At 43.5% G+C, this 24316-nt stretch carries 23 protein-coding genes and 1 tRNA gene; 10 read left to right on the plus strand and 14 right to left on the minus strand.

Translation table 11 applies throughout. The features are described from left to right. Window positions 1–229: 229 nt before the first annotated feature. The 5 genes from QFZ51_RS13565 to QFZ51_RS13585 form a co-directional block, all read right to left on the minus strand. Window positions 230–1204: a DUF3871 family protein gene (locus QFZ51_RS13565; RefSeq protein WP_429046505.1), complete on the minus strand. Its 975-nt coding sequence runs from the start codon at window positions 1202–1204 to the stop codon at window positions 230–232. Between the two features lie 12 nt (window positions 1205–1216). Beyond that, on the minus strand, window positions 1217–1798 hold the full coding sequence (locus QFZ51_RS13570; RefSeq protein WP_429046506.1) for an AAA family ATPase: 582 nt from the start codon (window positions 1796–1798) through the stop codon (window positions 1217–1219). A gap of 65 nt (window positions 1799–1863) precedes the next feature. Further along, window positions 1864–2058, minus strand: coding sequence for a hypothetical protein (locus QFZ51_RS13575; protein ID WP_429046507.1), 195 nt, complete (start codon window positions 2056–2058; stop codon window positions 1864–1866). Between the two features lie 79 nt (window positions 2059–2137). Continuing rightward, window positions 2138–2479 carry a hypothetical protein gene (locus QFZ51_RS13580; RefSeq protein ID WP_429046509.1) on the minus strand — a complete coding sequence of 114 codons (342 nt, stop codon included), beginning with the start codon at window positions 2477–2479 and terminating at the stop codon, window positions 2138–2140. A gap of 769 nt (window positions 2480–3248) precedes the next feature. Next, complete coding sequence (locus QFZ51_RS13585; protein WP_429046510.1) at window positions 3249–3674, minus strand: hypothetical protein; 426 nt, start codon at window positions 3672–3674, stop codon at window positions 3249–3251. Window positions 3675–4158: 484 nt separating this feature from the next. Here QFZ51_RS13585 and QFZ51_RS13590 point away from each other — a divergent pair, with 484 nt between their 5' ends. Continuing rightward, window positions 4159–5274, plus strand: a complete 1116-nt coding sequence (locus QFZ51_RS13590) for a hypothetical protein (protein ID WP_429046511.1) — start codon at window positions 4159–4161, stop codon at window positions 5272–5274. A gap of 409 nt (window positions 5275–5683) precedes the next feature. Here QFZ51_RS13590 and QFZ51_RS13595 read toward each other — a convergent pair whose 3' ends face one another. The 7 genes from QFZ51_RS13595 to QFZ51_RS13625 form a co-directional block, all read right to left on the minus strand. Beyond that, a complete protein-coding gene (locus tag QFZ51_RS13595) occupies window positions 5684–6643 on the minus strand; it encodes a hypothetical protein (protein ID WP_429046513.1) in 960 nt (319 codons plus the stop codon). 40 nt (window positions 6644–6683) lie between these two features. Further along, window positions 6684–7700 (minus strand): YaaC family protein, encoded by a 1017-nt coding sequence (locus QFZ51_RS13600; RefSeq protein ID WP_429046514.1) that lies wholly within the window; start codon window positions 7698–7700, stop codon window positions 6684–6686. 171 nt (window positions 7701–7871) lie between these two features. Continuing rightward, a complete protein-coding gene (locus QFZ51_RS13605; protein ID WP_429046515.1) occupies window positions 7872–8957 on the minus strand; it encodes a hypothetical protein in 1086 nt (361 codons plus the stop codon). Window positions 8958–9283: 326 nt separating this feature from the next. Next, window positions 9284–10069, minus strand: coding sequence for a hypothetical protein (locus QFZ51_RS13610; protein ID WP_429046516.1), 786 nt, complete (start codon window positions 10067–10069; stop codon window positions 9284–9286). Window positions 10070–10279: 210 nt separating this feature from the next. After that, window positions 10280–11638: a tyrosine-type recombinase/integrase gene (locus tag QFZ51_RS13615; RefSeq protein ID WP_429046517.1), complete on the minus strand. Its 1359-nt coding sequence runs from the start codon at window positions 11636–11638 to the stop codon at window positions 10280–10282. Between the two features lie 20 nt (window positions 11639–11658). Next, window positions 11659–11732 (minus strand) — tRNA-Pro (locus QFZ51_RS13620). 44 nt (window positions 11733–11776) lie between these two features. After that, window positions 11777–12310, minus strand: a complete 534-nt coding sequence (locus tag QFZ51_RS13625) for a class I SAM-dependent methyltransferase (RefSeq protein WP_429046519.1) — start codon at window positions 12308–12310, stop codon at window positions 11777–11779. Between the two features lie 163 nt (window positions 12311–12473). On the opposite strand from QFZ51_RS13625, the gene QFZ51_RS13630 reads away from it, so the two are divergent. The 4 genes from QFZ51_RS13630 to QFZ51_RS13645 are packed head-to-tail and all read left to right on the plus strand — an operon-like array spanning window position 12474 to window position 14660. Beyond that, complete coding sequence (locus QFZ51_RS13630) at window positions 12474–12764, plus strand: YHS domain-containing protein (RefSeq protein ID WP_429046521.1); 291 nt, start codon at window positions 12474–12476, stop codon at window positions 12762–12764. Further along, on the plus strand, window positions 12764–13387 hold the full coding sequence (locus QFZ51_RS13635) for an SCO family protein (protein WP_429046523.1): 624 nt from the start codon (window positions 12764–12766) through the stop codon (window positions 13385–13387). Before QFZ51_RS13630 ends, QFZ51_RS13635 begins: the two co-directional genes overlap by 1 nt. A 32-nt stretch (window positions 13388–13419) precedes the next feature. Then, window positions 13420–13755 (plus strand): hypothetical protein, encoded by a 336-nt coding sequence (locus QFZ51_RS13640; RefSeq protein WP_429046525.1) that lies wholly within the window; start codon window positions 13420–13422, stop codon window positions 13753–13755. 35 nt (window positions 13756–13790) lie between these two features. Next, window positions 13791–14660, plus strand: coding sequence for an AraC family transcriptional regulator (locus tag QFZ51_RS13645; RefSeq protein WP_429046527.1), 870 nt, complete (start codon window positions 13791–13793; stop codon window positions 14658–14660). Window position 14661: 1 nt separating this feature from the next. Here the strand turns inward: QFZ51_RS13645 and QFZ51_RS13650 are convergent, their stop codons facing one another. After that, entirely contained in the window at window positions 14662–16932 is a 2271-nt protein-coding gene (locus tag QFZ51_RS13650; protein WP_429046529.1) for a M60 family metallopeptidase, read from the minus strand. A gap of 159 nt (window positions 16933–17091) precedes the next feature. On the opposite strand from QFZ51_RS13650, the gene QFZ51_RS13655 reads away from it, so the two are divergent. Together QFZ51_RS13655 and QFZ51_RS13660 are read left to right on the plus strand one after the other, a co-directional pair. Then, entirely contained in the window at window positions 17092–17652 is a 561-nt protein-coding gene (locus tag QFZ51_RS13655; protein ID WP_429046531.1) for a flavin reductase family protein, read from the plus strand. 1 nt (window position 17653) lies between these two features. Continuing rightward, entirely contained in the window at window positions 17654–19249 is a 1596-nt protein-coding gene (locus QFZ51_RS13660; protein ID WP_429046533.1) for a Na+/H+ antiporter, read from the plus strand. Between the two features lie 90 nt (window positions 19250–19339). Here QFZ51_RS13660 and QFZ51_RS13665 read toward each other — a convergent pair whose 3' ends face one another. Next, window positions 19340–19765, minus strand: coding sequence for an SWIB/MDM2 domain-containing protein (locus tag QFZ51_RS13665; protein ID WP_370911853.1), 426 nt, complete (start codon window positions 19763–19765; stop codon window positions 19340–19342). A gap of 206 nt (window positions 19766–19971) precedes the next feature. On the opposite strand from QFZ51_RS13665, the gene QFZ51_RS13670 reads away from it, so the two are divergent. From QFZ51_RS13670 to QFZ51_RS13680, 3 genes are all read left to right on the plus strand, one after another. Then, entirely contained in the window at window positions 19972–20487 is a 516-nt protein-coding gene (locus QFZ51_RS13670; RefSeq protein WP_429046536.1) for a hypothetical protein, read from the plus strand. Between the two features lie 62 nt (window positions 20488–20549). After that, on the plus strand, window positions 20550–21428 hold the full coding sequence (locus tag QFZ51_RS13675) for a LytTR family DNA-binding domain-containing protein (RefSeq protein WP_429046538.1): 879 nt from the start codon (window positions 20550–20552) through the stop codon (window positions 21426–21428). Between the two features lie 133 nt (window positions 21429–21561). Continuing rightward, a complete protein-coding gene (locus QFZ51_RS13680; RefSeq protein ID WP_429046539.1) occupies window positions 21562–24312 on the plus strand; it encodes a TonB-dependent receptor in 2751 nt (916 codons plus the stop codon). Window positions 24313–24316: the final 4 nt, after the last annotated feature.

Raw genomic sequence — 24316 nt, forward strand, 5'->3', positions numbered from 1 at the left:
GGTATATTTCCTATCTGTGTTATCGTTAAAACACCAAAGGGGCAATATACCCGCCGAATATACCCTTGTTTATTAATTACGAGTATGCTGCTTTCTAACCGCATGTATAATAGTTTGATGGCAAAATAAATATGGGCGGTCTGGAAAAACCACCCCATCAATATGCCGATCCTCGAAAGAAAGATTGGATTAGCCAACCGACCCGGCTTCTTTCCCAGTGGTTGCTAAATCAATTCAAGAACCAGTTGCTTTCTCCACTATCCAAACCAGCTTTGATCTGATTTACAAACTGGAAAGCATTAACTGATCTATCTAAGAAATTGTCGATATAGGTGCTTTTATTGGCCCCTGTGAGGAGATTATACAGTCTCCATAAATTAATACTTCCATTGTTCATCCGGCAGAAACTATCATCCTTACAATAATCCTTTACAACCGCTCCGATTTGGCTGTCTCCGAAAAGTAATGGCGGTATCTGTAATTTGATTTCTGCTGGTAGATGGCTATACATTCTGGCTTTCCCTATCAACTTTGCAAACTGTTGTTCAGTCAAAAAGTAATTAGCTAAATCCTTCATGATGGATAGGTGATTAACAGACTGGTAACTGTTGAACAGATTGTAAATAGCAGTATACAGCTGATGCTGATTCTTCACCTTGAGGTCACCTACATAGCCATCGCTCCATACACAAAGATTCGTACATACCTTGTTCTGGAAGCCTATAAACACTTTAAAATGTTCATCCGTCCCTTTTCTGGCAGATAGATTATCCAGGTTGTAAGCCTTAACGCCCCCAATGGCTAAAGAAAGTCGGTTACCATCAATGAATTCACAGATAGATGGTATCTCGATTACAAAAGCCATCCTTTCATAATACAGGGTCTTTTCATGCTCTAATAGATGATTTACGGGCTTATCTCTGGCTGATGGAACTCTTCCTTTGATTGGATGCGATAACCTGATACAGGGCTTTAAAATCAATTCATTGCTGAATAGTTCATTTGCCACTTTTACAGTGGTTTCAATAAAATTTGCATGACTGATAACCTGCTCATTGTCCTTGGTAAAAACAGGAATAATATGTGATTCTTTAATTTCCTGCAAACTAGCTGGTACTGTGTTAGCTTCAATAAAGGGTTTACTGTCTGAAATAGATTCATTTTCATCTGACTCAATAGTCAGGTATTCACGTACTAGTTCCATGATAAAGAAATTTTAGTGCCTGTTTAATTGTGTTTGATTGCTTAACCGCTGCCTTTGAGCAGTAAATTCCTGTAGATGCGATTGCTGATATTCTGGCCTTTTCATGTAGAGGTCAAGTAGCTCATCAATGGACTTACAGTTATTAATAACCCCTGTGAAATCAGGAAGAGAGTTGTTTTGTTCAATCGCTCCCAGATTACACCAATCCAGTATTTGCACACCTATTGCAGGGGTGATTCTCACTGGCGGATTATTCATAAACAGCCCCGTTCTGTCTTTACTTGATGTAGCCTGATTTTTCATATCCAGATCAAATACCAGCGTAAATTCATAGTCCATTCCATCTCTGGTAATGGCTTTCATACCTACTTTTTCAGGAACCATTTTTCCATTCTTTTCAGAAAGGATATAATCCTGTTTAGTTCTGATTGTAGATATTATGTGAATAGGGGATTGAAGGATGGCCTGCACAAAGGAATTATGAGCGGGGTTTACTTTATGCCAATTGGTATAGCTATTACCAGCCATGTTACCATGCAATTCAAGAATATACTCCCATTCATGTGTAATTGAGTCGATGATAGTAACCTCCATTCCCTTCTGCTGGCAGATTACAATAGCATTGATGTATTTCTCAGGAGTAAACGGAGGTGATAATGTTAATACCTGATAAGGCCTAAATGAGCATATAAATCTGCTGAATTGTTCTCTGTGTCAATTATGGCTACCTTATTCCAGTCACCACATAGACCATAAGCAATAAACAGGCTGCTCTTTGTTTTACCTGATCCTGCCGGACCTGCTAAAGCCATCTTTATTTTGGCTTTATTTCTCTGTGCTTGTCTTAGTTCCATTTTTAGCGGTTTGTTTTCAGGGAATAAAAAAAGGCAAGATGAAATTCACCTTGCCCGTTAAATCGCGAATCTTACACCATCAACTTTCCTGTAGCTGTGATACTCCTGTTTTAATAGAAAGAGTTGATTCAGGTTGATACAAATAGGTATGTGCAAGGCTTATAACTTCCCCTGTCTGTTGTACAGTATAATCATAAGGGCTGCACTCTACACGTTCTATTGTACCTGGCATTTGGGTACCTACTATCATTTTAGCGGTGGATTCGTCAAAAGTTGAAGGAATACTGCACTTCTTTGCGGTGGCGTAGAACTTACCTGTTTGCTGACTTTGAATCATTTCAATACCGCCTTGAATTTCCAGCGTGATAAATGTCTTTCCAGTAGTGCTTTTGCGCACATGGTAATTTGTGATGGTAACCATTGAAGTAGTTTTTTGTGTGAATTAATTAGCGTGAGGTCAAAATACCCGGGGGGTAAGTCGGAAGCTCAGAGTAAGGCGGGGGTTGCAAGGAAGAAGGACGTAGTATCCGCTTATACTATGTGGGGCGTGGTCCGAGGATCATTAGTACATTAATAAATAATTGCTATATTTAGGTACATTCTTCTTTATTATCTCAAGTTGATAATATGACATTGAATCAAATAATGCGTCGAATTCCCTATACTGAGTTTGAACACGTAGAGGTACTTTTTAATGAGTTGGCGGATATAAAAAAAATAGGGTATTTAACAAAAAGCCAGTTGATTAGTATTTTGAGGCTAAAAAGTGATAGACCATTGAATCATTATCAACGAAATACAGACTACAATACAAGATTAACTACGGCACTTTCTTTTTCGACAAATAATGATAGGTTGAAAATACATATATTGACTTCATTATACGGAGTTGGGTACCCTGCTGCATCGACAATTTTAATGTTCTATGACAAAAAGCGTTTTCCTATAATTGATATCAGGGCTTGGCGGCAATTGCATCGATTGAAATTAGTTACAACTAATCCCAATGGGGTGAATTTTAAACTTCACGAGTGTGAGGAGTATTTTAGTAGAATCAGATCAATTGCACAGAAGTATGCTTGTACAGCAAGGGCAGTGGAGAAGAGACTCTATGACTACGATATCTCTACGCAAGAAAATACACTTTACAACTGACGATATAACTAGTCACCGCCTATTTTGTTCCCCAGCTATTCAAGCCTTGTAAAGGTGAAGAAAGACAATTCCGAAACTTCAGCAATGTATCTCATTTCGACTTTGTATACCCGATCCCTGATATATGACTTCCAGTCAGTATTGGATATAGGCACGCAAGTTTTGTTTAAATTCTGAACGTATATATTCAGGGATTCTTGTGTTTTAGGAAATACTATTAAAACTTTGGATATTCTTCTCTCATTAAAAAGTATGCTCCACTCATAATCTTGCGTATTCCAGGTTAGCGTGTAAGTATTGCCTGCCCTGACGGCTTGTTTCATCTCAATTCCTTTACCAAAAGCCGTTTTCACCTCTTCTCTAACTCCGGATTCAGTAAGATTCAAAAAATACTGCGGATAAGCAACATGATGCAATAGCATGAGTAACACTAATAATAGCAATCGATTTATGACATTCATTTGATACAGATTTAGGGAGCGAAAATTACGCACAATGTTCAGATTTTGTTCAAAAATCATCAAGGCTCTAAAATGATAATTTAAGAATCAAAAGTAGATTCACAGTTACAGTATATGCATGACATTTTATTTGGAATTGTCATTTTATTGTCGTAACTCTGCATTAAATTTAAATGCATGATTTATACTCTCAATATGCTCGTAACGTGCATATATCTTGGCTAAAACACTTCTCCTACAACACAGTACTGATCAGCTTCTTATAGATTATCCACCAAAAATAAAAGGCTTCAACGCAGATCATTTAAAATTCATTCTTCATCAGATAACTGCTCGGTCATTTGTTAATTTTGACAATCCGTATTGAGATGTCGTTGCATACATCAACGCAAAAGAGCTTCAACCAGTAGTTCACAACTACGAAGCCTACACTAAGTATCTGCGAGATTGCGGAGTTATTACCAGAAGTGCATATCTAGCTGGTGTGAATCCGTTTGGATATTGCATTTCCACCCCCTATGGAGATAAGCCACTGGTCGAGGAGGAGATAAGAGATCCCCGTCTGATAAAGAAACTGGATAATTATTCTTTCCGAAGTGAAAAATATAAGAGGGCTAATCAGAAGTATGGCTACCTCACCCAATTCCTGAAAAGTCCTAAGCTTAAAATCAATGAAGCGGGAGCATATGGATGGTTGAATGACAAGTATACGGCTGATAGCAGCGCTTATAAAAGAAACCAAATTCTGATTCACCGAATAAAGAATAGCGACTACCATTTCTCCCTAGCAGATCATGGTGATAGATTCTATTCGTCTGTGGGGATGATGAATAAAGAGTTACGTCCCTTTCTCAGTTGGGAGCAAAAACGATTTGTGGAAGTCGATATCAGTAGTTGTTTGTTCTCCACTGGGGGCTGTTTATTCAATGAAAATTTCTGGGATACCGATGGGTCCAAGGTAGATTTCACGTTCAAAAATGTGTGTCCTGAAGTATACAGAATTTTTGATGAGGCATCTATGTGTTCTGATTATCCATGTAATACTGATTCTATTTACAGTTATATCTCTACTTATTCTATTATGGTCGGGAAATCAATGGAATCCGAATACAGTAGAGTGTTTAAGGATATGAGGCTGTATTTTGACCTTGTTTCAGGAGGCCAATTTTATGACTATATGCGGCATTTATTTTCTAGCGAATGTCATCCAAAATACCGAGATAGGAGAGAGGTGAAAAGGGAGCTATTAATAGTGGTGAATTGTAAAAATAACCGTATTAACGTCAAGTCGGATGATTGGGTAATCAATCCTTCTAAAATTTTCCAGCAAGAATTCCCCTCTGTTTATTGGTTGTTCCATTGTTTGAAAATGATAGACAATGCACATGCAGCTTGGCTGTTTCATAGTATTGAGAGCTGGTTGGTGCTAAAGGTTATATCTAAACGGTTCATCAAGAAAAAGCCAGGAGTGCCCATTATAACGATTCATGATTGCATTGCTACCACAGAAGGAAATGAAGATCACCTACACGAAATAATGAGGGATGAGCTGAAACGGTATATTGGATTTGAGCCTACCCTCAAAATAAAGCACTGGTAGCATTGGCTAAAATGTGATAATTGATGATGATTGTTTAAACATAAAGAATACAGAGGATATGGTAAATATGAAACGACAGGATGAGATTTAGAATTTTTTCGCTGTATATTCGGATTAGTCGATTTTATACGGCAACACTTTATCCGTTGATGCACAAAATCAGCATGTTCCTCTTTCGCTTCTTTTCCTAAGATGACTGAATGCTAAAGGCTAAACATTTTTAATTGAGGGTAAACCTGTAAGGTTTTAGACATTTATTAAATATGGGGCGTACACTTTCTAAGTTTTATTCCATAGAAGTGATATGCCCTTTCTGTGTACCTAATATCCATTCGTGATCGTCATTCTTTCCCTTACAGGAGACGGGTTGACTCTTTTTTCGCATTTTGCGATAACTTTTGCAAGAAAATTACATACCCATCATAGATATATACTCAAGAGGCGTTACTACCTTCGCAGGGATCTTCAGTTTATTGTAAACTAATTTGGCCTTGTTCGCACAACGCAAATCCAAAGTGACAAAACATTCGCAATGTGCGGCGTAAAAACAATGTAGTGCATCATCAAGCAGATTTGCAAATCTCTCGTCTTGATTATAACCTTTCAAGTCTGTTGTTGTAAATAGGTGGATGATTTTGTCATAGAATACATTAGAACTTGGTTTAAAGTCAGGAGTTGCTAAATCCCATATGTCATCCCATGCTATGCTTTTGGGGGTGCCGATTATTTTATTATGCATAACTTGATAGAGATTCTTATATGAGGGGAATTTTTGCTGACATTCAGTAAGAAATTTTCGGTAATTTTTATATAAAGCGTAGTCGGTCTTTATTTTACGAGCAAAGTCGTAAAGATCTTCGCAGAGAGCTAATTGATTCATTTCGACCTTTGTCCTTGGGAAAATAATGCTGAAAATCGGATTAACTGAATAAATTGTTCGGAAACTTTCGTCTATAGACTGAAATCTCATCATCGTCCTTTGCATTCCAAAGACACCTTGCATTAATGGGTCATCTATACTATTAAATAAACTGGAAAAAGTGGCTGCTGTATTTTCAAATTCCTCAGCTGTTGATTCGAGGAATTCCGATGGTTGTCGGTAATGAATTCGTATTTTAGGCTCGCCCCAGTATTGTACTATGCACAAATTTTTTGTCATATCTGTTATGTGACGAAGGTGCGCTGGTGTATAAATGGGATTTTTGACATATCCTCTATACAGATCGCTAATATGAGCATTGGAATAAGGAGTGCTTATTTTGTTTTCTTGTATTATCTGTAGCATTTTCTTATACACAAGAGCGACGTCATCAGGTAATTCGGAGATTTTTTCAAGTTGATTAAAAACATTCCAATCAAGATAAATCATAGTTATTCTGCTTTATGACGAGTGACTTAAATCCTGGGAGCTATTCCTTTATGGGTTTTTCCGCGTTCGCTCTTAAAAAATCTAGAACAATAGAAGGATAGATAGTTTCGATGTCATCCATTATTCTCGTGAGAAGTGGGAATATTGCATCTCCTTTTTCTGTTCTACTCAGTGAAATCCATATTGAGGGGAAGTACCTGCAAAGCATTCCAAGGAAAAAGGATAGGCTATAGTACTGACCCAGTAGGCTTAAATTTGTTCCTGGATTCACTTGCCTAGTAATAACAACATCTCCCATGCCCGTATTAAAGGGATCTGCAAAGCTCTGGCTAAACTGAGGTACCTTGTTGCCGGCAACTATCAGTTTGAGATAAGATTTTTCTTCTGAGATGGAGTAATCACCAAATTGTTCTTTACTGAAAATATCCGCAATGTCTTCTTCGTTGATCTTTTTCTTATAAATGGTGTATTCATAATGAGATTCTCCGTGATGCATAAACTGCTGTAATCTCAGGAAAGGTAATCTCCTCTCCGTCCATCTCTCATATTGTTCTTTTAAATCGGGAATTGTTTGCACTAATTGAGCAAAATTTATTATAGTACCAATTGGAGGAATCGGAAAGTCAACGTTCCAGTTTATTGCATTTGTATTATGCCTAAAATTAGATTTATTCTTTGTATTTACTAAGAGATCGTTGAATGTCCCTTGAGTTATTGAAACGGATAAAGATTGAAAATCTTTTCTTGATAGGACCTCCTGCCAGTTATTTGTTGACAAGCCATGTGATGGCTTCAATGAAGATTCGGAAATATGAGGTGAGCATGCGAGAATTAATCCTCTACTAAGTGCAGAAACGCCATAATACAATAATAATGGCTTAACTGAAATATTAGCGTCAGCAGCATTTCTAAAGTATTCTTTTCCTTGAATGAAGTTGGATGTTATCTCTATAATTTGCCTTGCAGAGGCTTTTCTGTCATAAGTTTTTCCAATATATCTTTCAACTAGATCTCTTGTTTCAAATTCCTGTAAATTATTCCAGATCTTTTTTATCATTATGGATGGGGATATGAGGTAACTAAATAAATATAATGGATTTTTGCGAAAAAATTAGTTATGTACTATACAATTAAGGAAGTATTTCTCTTGCTTGTTTGTTATGGCAGTATGTGCTATCTTTCAATATAGCAGTCATTGGTGAATATATTACTTTCAGATATTGGACATTCAGGAATGTTTAGAATTTTTTTCTTTAGAAATATCATCCTCGCCAGGGAGCTTCGGAAATGGCATCCAATAATCAGGCGTATTGTTTCCTTCATTTGGGGCTTTAAAAGGGTCTGATATTAAATGATCGTCAAAATTTAGTAACTGTAGGGAAAAGTTCTTACCTATAATAATGGTGATTAATTCAAGGACTGGGTTATAGGCCTCGATAGCCGTGTTCCTCGGGGGATGTTTCCCATCATGGACAAGTTTATTCCTGATTTTTCTTGCATTAGAAAGCCATTTCACTATTGATGCTGTAAGTATTCCTGTTTGGTAAAGAAGTTCGATGCGATTGGCCATACCCCATGTCCTCGTATCTGATAGTTGTTCCTTCTGCCCATCAATTTTATCTGATCCCGTAGGGATGTTTTTGAGGATTTTTTCCTGCCAGAGATAACTAATCAACTGCTCTATGATAATCCACAAATTTGATAATGCCACACCCCAGTCTAAACGAGCTATTCCTGTAGTACCCTTCAATAAGAATTCAGAACTTAAATTTGGTATTTTATTAATAATTTCCATACCTTCATCCATGGCCTTGTACAGGCTATAGTAGCTAATAACATGAGGATTGAGTAACGATATGCCTGTAAGGGGAGGAAGCATTTTTAATCTTGCTAGATGATGGAAAATACTAGATGCGGATTTGCCGGGTTTAATAATGCGTATATATTTCCAATCGAGTATAACACCTGTTTCAATACTATCTAGATTTATAGCTTCGCAATACACTCCTCCTAATAGGAGTGCTGCTAAACATTTGTTATAAAATTCTACAACTCTTTGAGGGTCTCGGAGTTCTGGTATAGGTGGTAATGCTAGGGCACCATCAAACCCGATGACAAGATGATATGGAGTGTTTAGACCAACATCTAAGCCACCAACAATTTCGTGAAGTTGTACGTAATTCCAGGCCCGATTATTTATTTGGTCAATATCGGTTTCCCATTTTCCACTTTCTTGAGATTCTACGATTCGAAATGGATGCATGTAGGCTACGATAGTAGAAATACGTCTAGGGATGTTTTCCTTATGATTCATTAGGCTTTTTTATGATTAATATACACAAATGCAAGGAAAGTGGCAACTGAGCACACTCCCAATTATTGTACATTAGAAGCTTTAGTATGAAATTTGGTGTAAGTCATGGGAAGTTCTAATTTATAGTGATTTGGAGGTTCGGATAGTTCTTAATATTACATAAAATCAAAAAGCGATTTGCGTTCCGCAGGATTGTGTAAGAGGAAATTACCATAATGAATGGGCTGTTTGGTTACCGCAGTTGTGTAGAACATACTGAATATTTTGTCAGTTGTGTCTAATTCAAATACAACGGAATTGATATCTAACTCATAACATTCAGCATATTAACTATGGTTAGAATTAGGAAATGAGTCTTTATATTCTTTATTATACTGAGGTTGGAAGTATTTGATTAGGGCCGCTTCTGTAAATGTTACTCTTTGCTGTGGATTAATCCCTTCATAGTTTAATTTGTTGTGGATTTTGATCATTCTCTGTTCGTCTGCAGCTAGTTCATCTTCTGTGAAATCTTCCTGTCCATCCAAAGTCATAATATTTAATTGGTCGAAATTTGCTAAGCCAATATAAATTTCTGAATCAGGATTTCTCTTTATTGATTCAAAGTAAATCTTTTGTAAAGTGGAATGACTGGGCAGCCTATCTAGGGCCGTTCGAGTTCCATCCCCATATGCTTGCCCAATGTATAGCACTTCAAAGTCGAGAAAATCAGGGTTTTCTAAGTAGAAGTAGAATTGATTGAGAAATAGTGATACATCTCCTCGGCTAAGTTCGATCCTTGATGTATTGTCTATTATTGCAAATTCTGTATAAGGGTACTCAGATCGAATTGAAATATCACTAGTGTCTAATCCATTTGGGATTTTGAGATGACGAGTTTCAAATTTGTCCTTAATTTGGATTTTGTAGTCGATTTCAATAAATTCGGTACCGGCTGCAAAAGTTTGGGGGTCAAAAGATATCCTGGGCCGGCGCAAAATGAAATAGATGTTTGGCCCACCTCTTTTAAATAGATTGAGAGTTTCGGGCGAATTTAAATATTCTTGAGTTAGAATTCCAAGAATTGAACAGTACATATTAATTGCGAACTCAGAGGGCTTCATTTTTGCCATAGGGATGACTTTTAGATGATAGAATGAATAAAAGTAGGAGCTTAGATTCAGATTGTCAAAAAAAGTTAGTTTTAAATCTATGGTATCAAAATTCACCATAAAAGGGATTACTTTATCACCCCTTTTACAGTAAATTGTCTTCGGTTATTTTTTGCGTAATTTATGAATCATGGACAGAAATATGTAATCTTTTTGATCCTCAAATGAGAATTATATCCTATGCTTTGCTAAGGCAGCTATTATTGTAGCAGGTCTAACAACATCAACATAATTACGTATCACCGTTTCAGCAGTAGCATGTCCCATTGCATATGCAGTACTGGTAGCTGAAATACCCTGTTCTATTGACCTTGTACCATAGCTATGTCTCGCTACATAAAGGTCCTTATCGCCTAATCCTAACGCTTTTGTTACCGGTTTAAAGACTCTCCTTTGAAGCATATGGTCATCAATAGAAAGCCCAGTAGGGGATGGAAATACAAAGTCATCTGGTTTTTTACCTTGTATCTGCACCTGTAACACATCTATAAGTTCATCGCCCAATGGAAGATACCTGGCGTTTTCTGTCTTTGTTCCCTTACGTACCCTTGCTGCGTGGTTAGAGCCTCTCTTTGTACGAGCAAAGGTTTCTGATATTTCTACTGTTTTAAGGCTGATATTAACGTGCTTTACCCGCAATCCGATAGCTTCTGCATTTCGTACACCTGTATGGAAAATGAAGTACAGAAAAGGGTAATAGAAGGAGTGTTTGAATTGAGAAGCAGGAGGGCAGTACGTATCCTGTTTAATCGCATCAAGTACTAGCAGGATATCATCCTCCGATAATGGTCGCCTTTTATCATTCAGCTGCTTCCTTTTTTTCTTCCTGCTGACTTCTTCCAATGGATTATCGCTTATTTTCCGTTTTTTGAGTAGCCATGCAAGGAAGCCACGGATGCAGGTTAGCCGATCATTGTACGTGGTAGGTGCTACCTTTAAGCTATTCAGCTTTTCCGGTATGTCGTCAATGGTTAATGTATCCCATCTCTCCAACAGCTTTTTCGCGTTAAAGTAGTAGGATGTATTCTCCAAATTAACGCTTTTGATGTTGATAGCCCAGTATACGAATAAAGGTAGCAGGTCTTTTATATTGACAAGATGATTATCATCTTGAATATTCCCATCTACCGGGGACCCATTTTGCTGGATTGATGGAACCTTAGGCTTTGCAGATTTCTGAGTATTTGACGAATGGGCAGGTGCTTCTTTATACTTTTCTAATGTCGTATCAAAGCAGCCTTTTAATATATCCAGCTTTATCTCCGCAATCTTAACTGTGGCATGGTGCATATTCTCAGCGGTATAGGCATGTGGTAAGTTCAAAGGATACCTTACACCATTATACCTCCATCTGAGCCGGATTTTACCTCTGTGATCTTCAATACTGATTTCTCCTTTAATAGACTTTTTTGTGGGACCCATATTGTAACCCAAAAGGTGTTTACTGGGCCATATAATGGGCTGGTTACTCCAAAGGGGGAGGAAAGAGAGGAACAATAAAAAACCTTGAAATCCCGTATTGCTACGCAACTTCAAGGTTTATCTATTTGTCGGGATGACTGGATTCGAACCAGCGGCCTCTTCGTCCCGAACGAAGCGCGCTACCGGGCTGCGCTACATCCCGATGGGAATGTCTAAATTAAAAATATTTCCCTATCCAACAAATTTTCACACAAAAATTCTCCGGAACATCGCGGCATACATATGCCCGGATCCATACAGGGAAGGTCTTTCGTTTAACTTCACTGCAGATCTAAATCCCGCCTTATGAAACAATGCTTTTAAAGCATGAAATGGTACGGGATAAGGTACCCACGGATTGGCTTTTGTCGTTTCATATTCCACTATCAGAAAAACACCGTCTCCCTGCAGGTGCGCACTTACCTTATCAATAAAGGCCGGTTTCCCGGATACATAGTGCAGGGAATTGGCCATTAGGATGCCGTCCAGCCCTGATACGGGTAAATCATCTTTCAAAAAATCCAGTTGCCCCGGTTGGATGGTAACATGTTGTGGATTGGGCTGGCCGGATAAGGATGGGAAGGTTTTATCCCAGGCATAAATAGTACTGCCTGTTTCCAGCAGGTTGGCCAGGGCATAGGTAAATAAGCCTGACCCGCATCCGAGATCCGCCCAAACCGTTTGAGCCCCGGCAATAACCGGGGGATGTTTTATCAGCGCGATAGCATCTCTTATATCCATAATTTATAAAGGTACAAGGAAGGGACCAGGTTAGTAAATTCTGTACTAAACTCACAACCTCTCATACCAGTTACCTTTTTTCTAAACTATTGTCCCGTTCATTTTATCCCTCCCTTTACTTTAATCCCTATTTTTGCGGCTGATAATGAAAAATAAAACAGGCATGAAGGCTTATATAGGATTATTTTTAATAGCTGCACTTGCCGCCTGCGGTGGCAATGCCGGCCATGAAAGCCAGCATCAGGGCGACTCTTCAATGGCAGTGGCCCCGGAGGAAGTGCAGTACGACACCGCGCTGGTGGCTAACCGGAGAGACCCCGTGTGCAGAATGCCCATCAAGGCAGGGATTTACGACACCGTCCATTACCAAGGTGCTGTTCTCGGATTTTGCTCCTCCGCCTGCAAAGACAGCTTCCTGTTAAAGCCCGCAGCTTACACCCTTGTCATGAAATAATGAAGAAGATACTCCTGATCACTTTACTGGTAGCCGGATGTGCATCGCCGGCGAAAAAGCTGCCCATACTGGGTGAGCCGGGGGTAACAGCGCGTCAGGATAACGGGAAAACAGTATACGACACCACGTACCCCGTTGTCCCGCCTTTTTCGTTTAGGGACCAGGACAGCCTCCCGGTAAATGAACAGTCATTTGAAGGGAAGATCTATGTGGCGGATTTTATCTTTTTATCCTGCCCGAACATATGCCCGAAGATGACCGTGGAGATGAAGAAGGTGTATAACACCTTTAAAGCAAACGACGGCATTTTTTTCCTGTCACACACCATTGACCCGGAAGACGATTCCATTCCCCGGCTGAAAGCATATGCCGCCAGCCTGGAAGTAACCAGCCCCAAATGGCGGTTTGTTACCGGTAGCCAGGATACCATTTACCGCCTCGCTGAAAAAGGATATTTTTCTACGGCGTATAAAGACAGCTCTGCCCCCGGGGGCTATGTGCACAGCGGCGGACTGCTGCTGGTGGATAAAGTCCGGCACATACGCGGGGTATATAACGGTACAGACCCACGGGAAACAACCCGGTTGATAAACGATATTAACATCTTACTAAAAGAAAATTGAAGAAAATACTATCCATATGGCTTCTGTGTATCGTGCTTTTACAAAGCACCGGTAACTGCTGGATAGTAGCCGCATTTTATCTTAACAGGAACTATATCGCCTCCGAACTTTGTATTAACCGGTTCGACCTCATCCCGGTTTGTAAAGGCGCCTGCTTCCTGGACAGGAAAATAAAAGAAAACGATAAACCCGAAAATACGGTCAATACACGACTGAAAGAAATTACCCTGTTTTGCCAGCAGTATGATTCTGCCCCGGCAAAACCTGTTTCTACTGAAAGCCTTATTACCTTTCGCGGCTATAAGTCGCCGTATTCCCCGCAAAGCCTCATCAGGCAGGTATTCCGGCCTCCCGCTGCTACAGCGTAATTTCTCCTGTTACGTTCACATCATTAAGCTACTACATGAGTATGAAATCCAGCGAAATAGCTGTGTTATCTGCTGACATGTTTGACACCGGTAATGATTTTTTCTGGATAGGCAGCCTTGGATGTATACCCGATAAGTACCCTTTGCTGGAACAGCCCCACAGGCAAATGTTCTACATGCTGCTGTGCATTGAAAGCGCACAGGGCACGGCGGTAATTGATGGCGCTGTTATCCGGCTGGATCATCCGAAAATCATTTGTGTAAAACCTGGCAGCATATGCAGCATACATATCAACCGTGCCGCCCGCGGTAACGTTATTTGCTTTACAGAAAGTTTTTTCTCCCTGAGATATAACAATAATGTACTGCTCAACTTTTCTTTCCTGAATAAGGAAAGCATTCACGAAATATGCCTGGAAGAAAACAAAACAGCAGAGTGGAACCAGATCACCCGGTTTATGCACCAGGAATTTTACGGCCGGCATAAAGGCGCCGATAATGTGCTGCGGTCGTATCTGAATATCCTGCTTTGTAACCTCGACCGCCACTTCAATCCCCCCACGGGGATAGAGCGGAAGCACAACAAAGAAGAAAAAATGCGTCAGTTCAAGCTGCTGCTCGAAGAGCATTTCGTGCAACATAAAACGCCTTCTTTTTATGCGGGGCAATTAAATATCACGACCAACTACCTGAATAAACTGTGCCGGGAATATAACGGGCTGTCCAGCGGAGAGCTGATCCGCAAAAGGATCACGCTGGAAGCCCAGCGCCTGTTGCATTACACCGGGTTGTCGGTGGCCGAAGTAGCCAAGGAACTTGCATTTGAAAGCGCTTCTTATTTCGTGACCTTCTTTGGTAAAAATGCCGGCATGACGCCCGAAAGCTTCAGGAAAAGTCACCGGTAATTTATTGGAGCTCCTCCGGCAACCATGAAGGATAACTGCTGACAGCCTTCTTGGCTGCTTCCGTAACCGGCACCTGCCACTTGTCAAAAAAGAGGGAAAGATCTTTTTGCGTGGCGGTGCTGATACACGTAAACCAGTAATCCCTTTTATCGGCCTCTGATACCGGGTATTGCGCGGCAGGTAAAGCGCGGTATTTTTTGAAGACGTCAGCAATAGGCTGCCACCCGAAATGTTCAATTATTTCGATGTACATTTTTAAAGCGAGAAACGGATCTTCGCGGAATTTATCAAAACCGGGCTGCCCTTTCATATAGCTCTTTACGGCATCGATAACCGCCTGCCTGCTGGCTATGTTTTCGTGATTATAAAGCCCTTTATGCAGCACCTGGTCATATACATACATGGTGTACAGGTTTACGGTTACCTCACCAAGGCCATCGAAATCAATGCCCCAGAACTGGTGACGGTGGCCCAGTTCATGAAAATGCCCCCAGGAGCCTTTTGCCCGCAGCTGCGCTTCATCCAGCATCAGGGCGCAACTTTCATCATCAGGCGCCATAATTTTATGTGGCGCCGTATACATATAACCAAAGGCTACCTGTTGATCGATGATAATCCTTTCCGGGTGAACCCTGTCGGCCGAAATAGCTGCCAGCTGCGCATCGGCATCCATCACTTCATCCCAGAACTTCATCAGCTTTTCAGGGTCGTCCAGCTTACGGATGCGATACGAAGGAACGGTGAGTACAATTTTATCAGTAGCCAGTTCCGCCCACGGTCCCGGGCAGTTGCGGATGGTATGTTGCCAGTCGGCTAAACTGGTAACGCCCAATTTGAAGTACGGACTTTTAACCGCCCCGTTTACCTGTATCTGAAGTGTTTTTAGCGAAGTCGTGTCGGGCACTTTGATCATCAACAGCCCGCCAAACGGAGAAAAGATGGTGGTCGCCGGTTTGTCGAGTTCAAAAGTTTTTGTGAGGTCATCAGTATGACGCACATAATAATCCATATGGCTTAGGTTGTCCTCATGCACGCCTATCTGTGCTTTCAGCTGTTGTGGAATGCAGTCCGGGGAAATGGTGATCGTCACCGTATCGCCTGCTGCCACATATAAACCGGTGCTGTGCCACCTGTAAAAAACACCATCGGGTTCCAACAGGCCCTGGGCGCCTGCCTTTATAGATATAACTACCGGCTCATTCACCCTCGGGGCTGTTTTACTCACTTCCCCGGGAAACAGGCTGCTGGCAGGGTGGATGTACCCTGTATCGGTATGCCGTTGCTGGTGTTGTGTGGCCAGGTAATTTTGAACATTGTAGATGAACCGGTTTTTTACATCAGTTTTCCAGAGCGGGTGTGTGGGAGATGGGATGACGGGCGCCTGCCGGTTTGCAAACGTTGACCTGATTTTATTTGATATAGCAGTGGTATCGGGATTATTAAATAAATAGTTGGCTATGGTGCTGGCGTAGCTGTCGGCGTCAGCAGCGGCGGGTATAAACAGCGTATCCTTAAATGCCGCCATTAACGAAGAAATGTGCACATAGGGAGGAATGGAGCGGATCGTTAATCCCTCTTTTCTATCTTCCGGTTTTAGTGTGGCGGTTACGTGATACATCCCGGCTTTCCTGAAAAGCTGGTTTAAGTCCATTTCAAAATAACTGGTTTTTTGCTGGCTTAAAATGCCAGTAGCGGGAGAACCAAATATCAAGGCGCCTCCTTTTCTTACAAATGCTTCCAGGTGATTTCTTTTAACAGTATCGGTAACATCCTGGGTAAGGATAATAATGCCGGCGGCAGGTGCAATGTTAACGGTATCGGTGATGGTGTTGTAATTTTTCAGAAGATGTAAGAACGGTGGAAGATCGCTGTTGTGGCCCCATACCTGTATGCTGCCGCTTTTGTTGCCTGCCCATGCGATAGCATTGCGCAGCAGTTGCTGTACGTTCCTGTCATCTAACAGGGGCTTTTTAAAATATTTGTCGGACCCTAAAATCAGTATCCTGCCTTTATCCAGCCGGGAGGCCATGATAACAGGCAGGTGCTGCTTTGTATCTTTTTCGGTTGCGGTAGCAATAATGGTGGGTTTTTCGTTTAAGGGGAGGGTGAAAGTGGCATTATCCGGTGCCGGCGGCATCGCTATCTGTTGAACATGATCCAGCAGGCGTTGCTGGTCGCCCGATTGTGCGGATAACGAATGATGGGAGAAAAGAATGCCGGTAAAAATCAGGCAGATAGCAATCTTTCCGGCAATAGTGTTGATTGATGTCATGAACTAACAGGGATGTGTTTAATAATAAACGGATACGCTGGTCTGCTAATTTAATAAGAATAAAAACAGCCGCAGAGATCTTCCTTTGCTTGATAGGATTAACCTTATTCCGGCGCAATGTGTATGATTATTGCAGTCCTGTACTCAAACAACCCTATTATGAGAAGAGCTTACAAAAAAGCAGATCTCCCGGTAGCGGAGATCCGCAGATTCCTGGAACCCGGTCCGATTGTGCTGGTCAGTTCCCGCTGGAAAAACAACACGAACATCATGACCATGGGGTGGCATACGGTGATGGAGTTTTCCCCTTCGCTGGTGGGATGCATGATCACGGCGGAGAACCACAGTTATGAGATGATCCGGAAAAGCGGGGAGTGCGTGATCAATATTCCTACGGTGAACCTGGTAGAGGAGATCGTTGGGATCGGAAATAGTACCGGCGCCCATTTGGACAAGTTCCGGAAATTCGGTCTCACGGAGGAAACGGGAAACATCGTGAAAGCGCCGCTGATAAAGGAATGTTATGCCAACTACGAATGTAAGGTAGCCGATACCCAACTGCTGAAAGGATACAATTTCTTTATCCTGGAAGTGGTGAGCGCCCGCGCGGCTGTTTATCCCAAATACCCGAAAACGGTACATTACAGGGGAGAGGGCATCTTTATGGTGTCAGGAAAACACATTAACTTGAGAGCGAAATTTAAGAACCAGAATCTATAGTATGCTCACTGCCGTTATCCAACACATTTTACTGATCTTTTTTATTTTGTTGCTGGTGATGATTGCGCAGAAGTTGAAAATTGCGTACCCGATCATCCTTGTGGTGGGTGGACTGTGCCTCAGCATGCTGCGGCTTTTCCCTTCCATTGAAATTAACCCGGAGCTGATCCTGCTCATTTTCCTGCCGCCACTGTTATATGAAGCGGCGTGGTATACTTCGTGGAAGGAGCTTTGGCGATGGCGGCGGGTGATCTCTATTTTTGCATTTTTAATCGTGATTGTTACTTCCGGTGTGGTCGCCGTAGTATCCCATGCGTTGATCCCGGGATTTTCACTGGCACTGGGATTTGTGCTGGGCGGCATTGTATCCCCGCCAGACGCGGTATCTGCCACTACCATCCTGAAATATGTGAAGGTGCCCAAAAGGATCTCTGCGATCCTGGAAGGGGAAAGCTTGATGAACGATGCGTCCAGTTTGATTGTATTCAGCTTTGCCAAAACCGCTGTGATCAGCGGGGTGTTTGTGTTGCATGAAGCGGCAGCGAGCTTTGTGGTGGCCATTGTGATGGGTATTGCCATTGGTTTGCTGGTGGCGTTGATATATTATGCCATTCACCGCTGGCTGCCTACCGGTACGGAAATGGATGTGATCCTGACCCTGACGGCGCCCTATGTAATGTACATCACAGCGGAATATTTCCACGGGTCAGGTGTACTGGCGGTGGTGAGCGGCGGATTGTTCCTCTCTTCCCGGAGCCAGCATATACTAAGTTACCGGAGCCGGTTGCATGGCGCCAATGTATGGGCTACGATTGGATTTATGCTGAACGGGTTGGTGTTTATGCTGATCGGGCTGGAATTGCCGGTGATCATTAAGGAACTGGGTACGGTAAGTCTTTGGGATGCCATAAAATACGGTGTAATTATCACCGGCGTGCTGGTGGTAACCCGCCTGCTTTGTACGATGGGCGCCTCCGTGTTCACGGTATTTATCAGTAGGTATATCACCACGGCCGACAGCCGGCCGGGTTGGAAAGGTCCGGTTATTATCGGCTGGGCGGGCATGAGGGGAGTGGTATCACTCGCCGCGGCGTTGTCGATCCCGGTGTATATGGATAATGGCGCGCTTTTCCCTCAGCGCAACCTGATCCTGTTTATCACTTTTACGGTGATCCTGCTTACGCTGGTGGCGCAGGGGCTCACCCTGCCGCTGGTGATCAGATGGGTAAATATGGAAGATCCCGATAAACAAATCCCTGCAGAAGAGCAGGAGCGGATTATCCGCGACCGGCTACTGGAAGGAAGCATCCGCTTCCTGGATACCCAATACCCGGAAGAGGTAAAGACAAATCCGGCGCTGAAGCAGCTGCGGGAAGACCTGGAGCTTCGCAAAACCGTGTCCATGCACAATAAGATTGAAGGAGTGGACCACCTGTTATATAAGAAAGTTTATGTGAAGATGCTGGATCACCAGCGCCAGGTATTGCACGAACTAAACAAGGACCCGGCTACAGCGCATGAGCTGATCCGGAAATATCATGAGCTGGTGGATATTGAAGAGGAGATCCTGAGAATGAAATATGAACCTGCTTCCTGAACCTGACGGGCATAAAATAACAACAGGGTGCTTCCGGTATTGCTCCGGAGGCGCCCTCTCATTGCCGGTTAACGTTATATTGCCCGGTATTTACTTCACATGAACGCTGATCACTTTGGCCAGGTCAAACATGGAGATCTGCTTCTTCCCGCCAAATAATTTATTCAGTTTATCATCTGCGTTGATCATGCGTTTGTTGGCAGTATCCTGCAGATTGTGCTTCTTAATATAATCCCATACTTTTTTTACGATCTCCGTTCTTGGCAATGGGGTGGTACCAATAACAGCGGCCAGTTCTGCAGAGGGTGCGAGTGGTTTTTTAAGCCCGGAACCGGCAGATGCGCCTGCTGCTTTTTTGGCGGCAGCTGGTTTGGTGGCGGCTGGCTTGGCTGCAGCAGCCTTTTTAGCAGGCGCTTTTGCTGCAGGTGCTTTTGCCGCAGGTGCCTTTGTTGCTGCTTTCTTTGCCGGTGCTTTTGCAGCAGCCGCTTTCTTGCCGGTAGTACTTTTGTTTGCCATTTTTCTGGTTTTAAGATGATATGATGCAGTCCCTGGAGGACATACGCCCCCTAACATCAACACATATGCCAGTTTGCCTGGAAAACGCATTATTCACCATATCAATTTCCCGCCAGCATTGGATCCGGAGCAGCGGGTTATGAGGCAATTGCAGGTCTTTAGCAATACAGGCCTGCTTTTATAGCACTTAATTGTATCTTTCCACCATGAAAAGGAGTGATTACCTGCGGCAGGGAAAATCTGAAAATTACCAGGATGCCGAAGAGAAAGGGTTATTAAAGGCGGGCGAAGTGGCCGCCTTGCTGTCGAAGAAATTCAACACCAAAATATCCGCAAAGGAACTGAGCGTATTTTCCACAGAATGGCACCACGCCGGTGTTTTCAAGGGCGCACGGAATGGCAGGTTGATCGGGCGCAAAGTTTATTTCTTTTCGGCCACCGATATCAGCCACATCTCCCTGGATGCTATACTCGCCAACCGGAATAAGGCGGCTGAAAAACCGCAGTCGGACAATAGCCCCGTTCAGGGCTGGTATCCGCAGTTTTTTCGTATGACCGACCCCGTTACCCGCCGGACTTTCCCCAAGCCGTTTATCGGCATTTACAAAGGGCCGGCCTCCAAAGCGCCAAAGGGTTTCAGGGCGTTGCCCGATGACGCATTTGCAGCAGCCGAAAAGCAGCGGGGAAAAGAACTGAAGCCAGGAGAGGAGCCCCGGTTTTAACCGCCACTGCATACAGATTCCGGCTTTTTTACTTAACTTAATTAAAGTAAATCATCCACTACATGAAAAGCTTGACCACTTTGCCACTTATTTCCCGGTATACCGCAGAGCAACCCCGCTTTACCTTACTGGATTCCGTTGCCAACAGGATTTCCCTGATCGTGTTCTGCAGCGTTTTCAGCTTCCTGTTCATGTATATCTTCCTGCCTTTTAATATCAATATGTGGTACGAAGGACAACCGCTATCCCTCATGGCATTGTTCCTTATTTTCACCTTATGCGGGGTAGTAGTGCTGACCATCACGCAGTTTGGCCTGGCCAGGCTAAAATGGCGGCGTAAGCTCACCAATGCCACCTACCTCTGCTGGTTCCTGGGCGAAATTGTGGGCGTAGCCGTTATGGTTACCATAGTGGATGTAACCCTTACGGATACATTTTTCCTTACCTGGGCCGAATTTATCAATACCCTTCGTTATATCGCCCTTATTTTACCGCTGCCTTACTGCATTTCGCTGCTCTGGTTTTTTACCAGGGAGAAAATAGCCCAACTCAAAAGCCTGGAAAAAGAACAGGTGGTCAAAGCCGGTGATCCCTGTATCCTGATCCGTGACGAACATGACAAACCCGTGCTCACCCTGCACCCTGGCAAGTTACTGCTCATGAAAGCAGAAGATAATTATGTGCAGGTATTTTACCTCTCCGGAAATACCATCAGCAAGGAACTCGTCAGAACATCCCTGAAAAAACTGGAGTCGTACCTGTCGCCCGATAATTTTGTGCGTGCACATCGCTCTTACCTGGTGAATATCTCCAAAGTGGTTCTTTTTAAGAAAAACACAAAAGGACATTACCTGGAACTGGAGGGTCTCAGTGATATCAGTGTACCGGTATCGGCTACCTGTTTAACGGCTTTCCAGGAAAGATTCGCCCCCGTGCCCTGATTTTTACCCCCAATAGCCCCGGTTTCGCCCCAAAGTCAATGGTACCAATGCGTTCCGTCCGCGTATTTTGGTAATATCGCTATGCCACAAGGCGATAAATTAAACAACCAAGCCATCTAAATCCCACCTGCCGATGTTAAGATCCATTATTATAAGTATGGTTTGCCTGTTCGGGGTGCGCCTTACGGTTAATGCACAGATTGTGATTTCGGGCAACGTTCGCAACAGCGTTACCCAGGAAGTAGTGCCTGTTGTTTCCGTGACCATGAAGGAAGCACAGAACGGGGACTATACCAACGACCAGGGAAACTTTAAATTCTCTACCCGGAAAAATTATCCTGTTACCCTTATACTGTCATCGGTAGGCTTTGAAACAAAAGAAATCATCATTTCCGGTCCCGGATTTCAGCGCATTGAGCTGTCGCCCGCATCGGTACTGGGCAAAGAAGTGGTGGTTTCTGCCAGCCGGTTTGTACAAAAGAAAATAGAATCCCCGGTTACCATTGAAAGGATCAGCAGCAAAGATATCATCAACTCCCCGCAGCCCAGCTACTATAACATGCTGCAGGGCCTCAAAGGAGTAGACGTTACCACCTCCAGCCTCCTGTTCACCACCGTTACCACCCGCGGCTTCAATACCAGCGGCAATACCAACTTCACCCAGATAGTAGACGGTATGGATAACCAGGCCCCCGGCCTCAACTTCCCCATCGGCGCTATTATTGGTCTTACGGAGCTGGACGTGGACAACCTCGAAGTGCTGTCCGGCGCCTCGTCTGCATTGTACGGCTCCCGCGGCCTCAATGGCACCATGGTAATGACCGGCAAAGACCCGTTCAAATACCAGGGACTCAGCGCACAAATCACACAGGGCGTGAACCATGTGAAAAAAGGAAAGGCCAATGATCCGCTGGGGCCATCGCCTTACTACGACTGGACCGTGCGCTGGGGCAAAAAAGTAAACGACAAGTTCGCGTTTAAAATAAATGTGCAATACACCCAGGCGAAAGACTGGATGGCCAACGATACCACTAATACCAACGGTCCCGGTGGCCCGCAGCAGGATCCTAACTATAACGGCGTAAATATTTACGGGAGCAAAACATCCGTAGACATTAACCCCTTCCTGGAAGGAGCCCTGGCGCAGGTGCCGGAACTGGAACCTATCATTTCGCCCATGCTGGCGGAAGGCAGGCATATGGTAGCCCGCACCGGCTACCCGGAATACGGCTACCTGAGCAGCGATGCCAAAATGTTCAAAGCCAATGTGGAACTGCGCTATAAGATCAAACCGAAGCTGGAGGCCATTCTTTCGGGTACCTTCGGACAAGGCAACGCGGTATACAGCAATGATACCCGCTACGCACTCACCAACTTCCACCTGGGACAATACCGCGCCGAATTAAAAGCGGAGCACTGGTTTGTGAGAGCCTACACTTCCCGCGAAAATTCTGGTCGTACCATTATTGCCATGCCCACGGCGCAGCTGATCAACGAAGCCTGGAAGCCCAGCTACGACGGTAATACCGGCGATGGCTGGTACCCGCAATATACCAGCGCATTGCTGGAAGCTATGTCGCAGGGTAAAAGTTATATTGATGCCAGCAACCTGGCCAGGGCATTCGCCGACCAGGGCCGGCCCGACGCCGGCAGCACACAGTTCCTGCACCTGAAAGATAGTATCTCCAACATTCCCACCTCCAAAGGTGGTACGCTGTTTACCGATAAAAGCCGCCTCTTTAATGCAGAAACCCAGTATAATTTTACACACCTGGTAAAATTTGCGGAGCTGATTGCCGGGTTAAACTACCGCCTGTACCGGCTCGACTCCAAAGGCACGCTGTTCCCGGATAACGAGGGGCCTATTGATGTAGCGGAATACAGTGCTTACGCCCATCTTACCAAAAAAGTGATCCGCGAAAAACTGAGCCTGGCTGCTGCTTTCCGGTATGATAAAAATACGTTGTTCGCCAAACCGCGTATCACCACCCGGGTATCTGCGGTACTGGAAGTGAACAAGGAAAGTTTCATCCGCTTTTCTTACCAGAATGCGTATAGCTTCCCTTCCAATATCCAGTCGCTCCAAAGCACCCCGATCGATTACAACAGCTTCGCCTCCGGCGGGTCCGACAGGCTGCTCAACGGCGTATACCAGTTTAATAAATACCCGGCCTATACACTGGAAAGCGTGGATTCATTCCAGCGCACAAAGAATCCCGCAGACCTGAAACAGTTTGCTTTGAATGATATCAAACCGCAGTCCGTAGATGCGTTCGAGTTAGGTTACTCGTCCCTCATCGCCGGCAGGGTGCTGATAGACGTGCTGGGTTATTATTCTACCTGGAAAAATTTCATTGGCTATGTAAATGTGGCCAATACCCCCGGTACGGCAGATCCCAACGCCTTCCTGGATCACAGCACTTATATCCAGTATAATATTGCCTATAACGGCGCGGAAAAAGTGAATACCTATGGCTACGCCGCCAGTGTGAGCGTGGATTTGTCGCATCACTTCCTGGCAAAGGTCAATTTCTCGTCCGATTTCCTGAAAAACAGGAACAACAGCCAGGTGAATAATTTCAACACGCCCAACTATAAATTCAACATCGATTTTGGAAATACCGGCTTTGGTAAGAAGGAAAAATTCTCATTTAATACTACCTTCCGTTACAGACCGGCCTATTTCTACCAGATTGGTTTTGGCAGCGGTACGGTACCCGCCTCGGCAGTCATTGATGCACAGGTGAGTTACCGGCTCCTGCAGGCGCATTCCACGATTAAACTGGGTGGGGTAAATCTCACCAATACCTATTACAGAAATGGCTTCGGCAGCCCGGCCATCGGTGGTATGTACTACGTCACCTTCGCTTACAATGTTTTCTGATTTA

The organism is Chitinophaga sp. W3I9 (assembly GCF_050434025.1).
In the GTDB taxonomy this organism is placed as follows: domain Bacteria; phylum Bacteroidota; class Bacteroidia; order Chitinophagales; family Chitinophagaceae; genus Chitinophaga.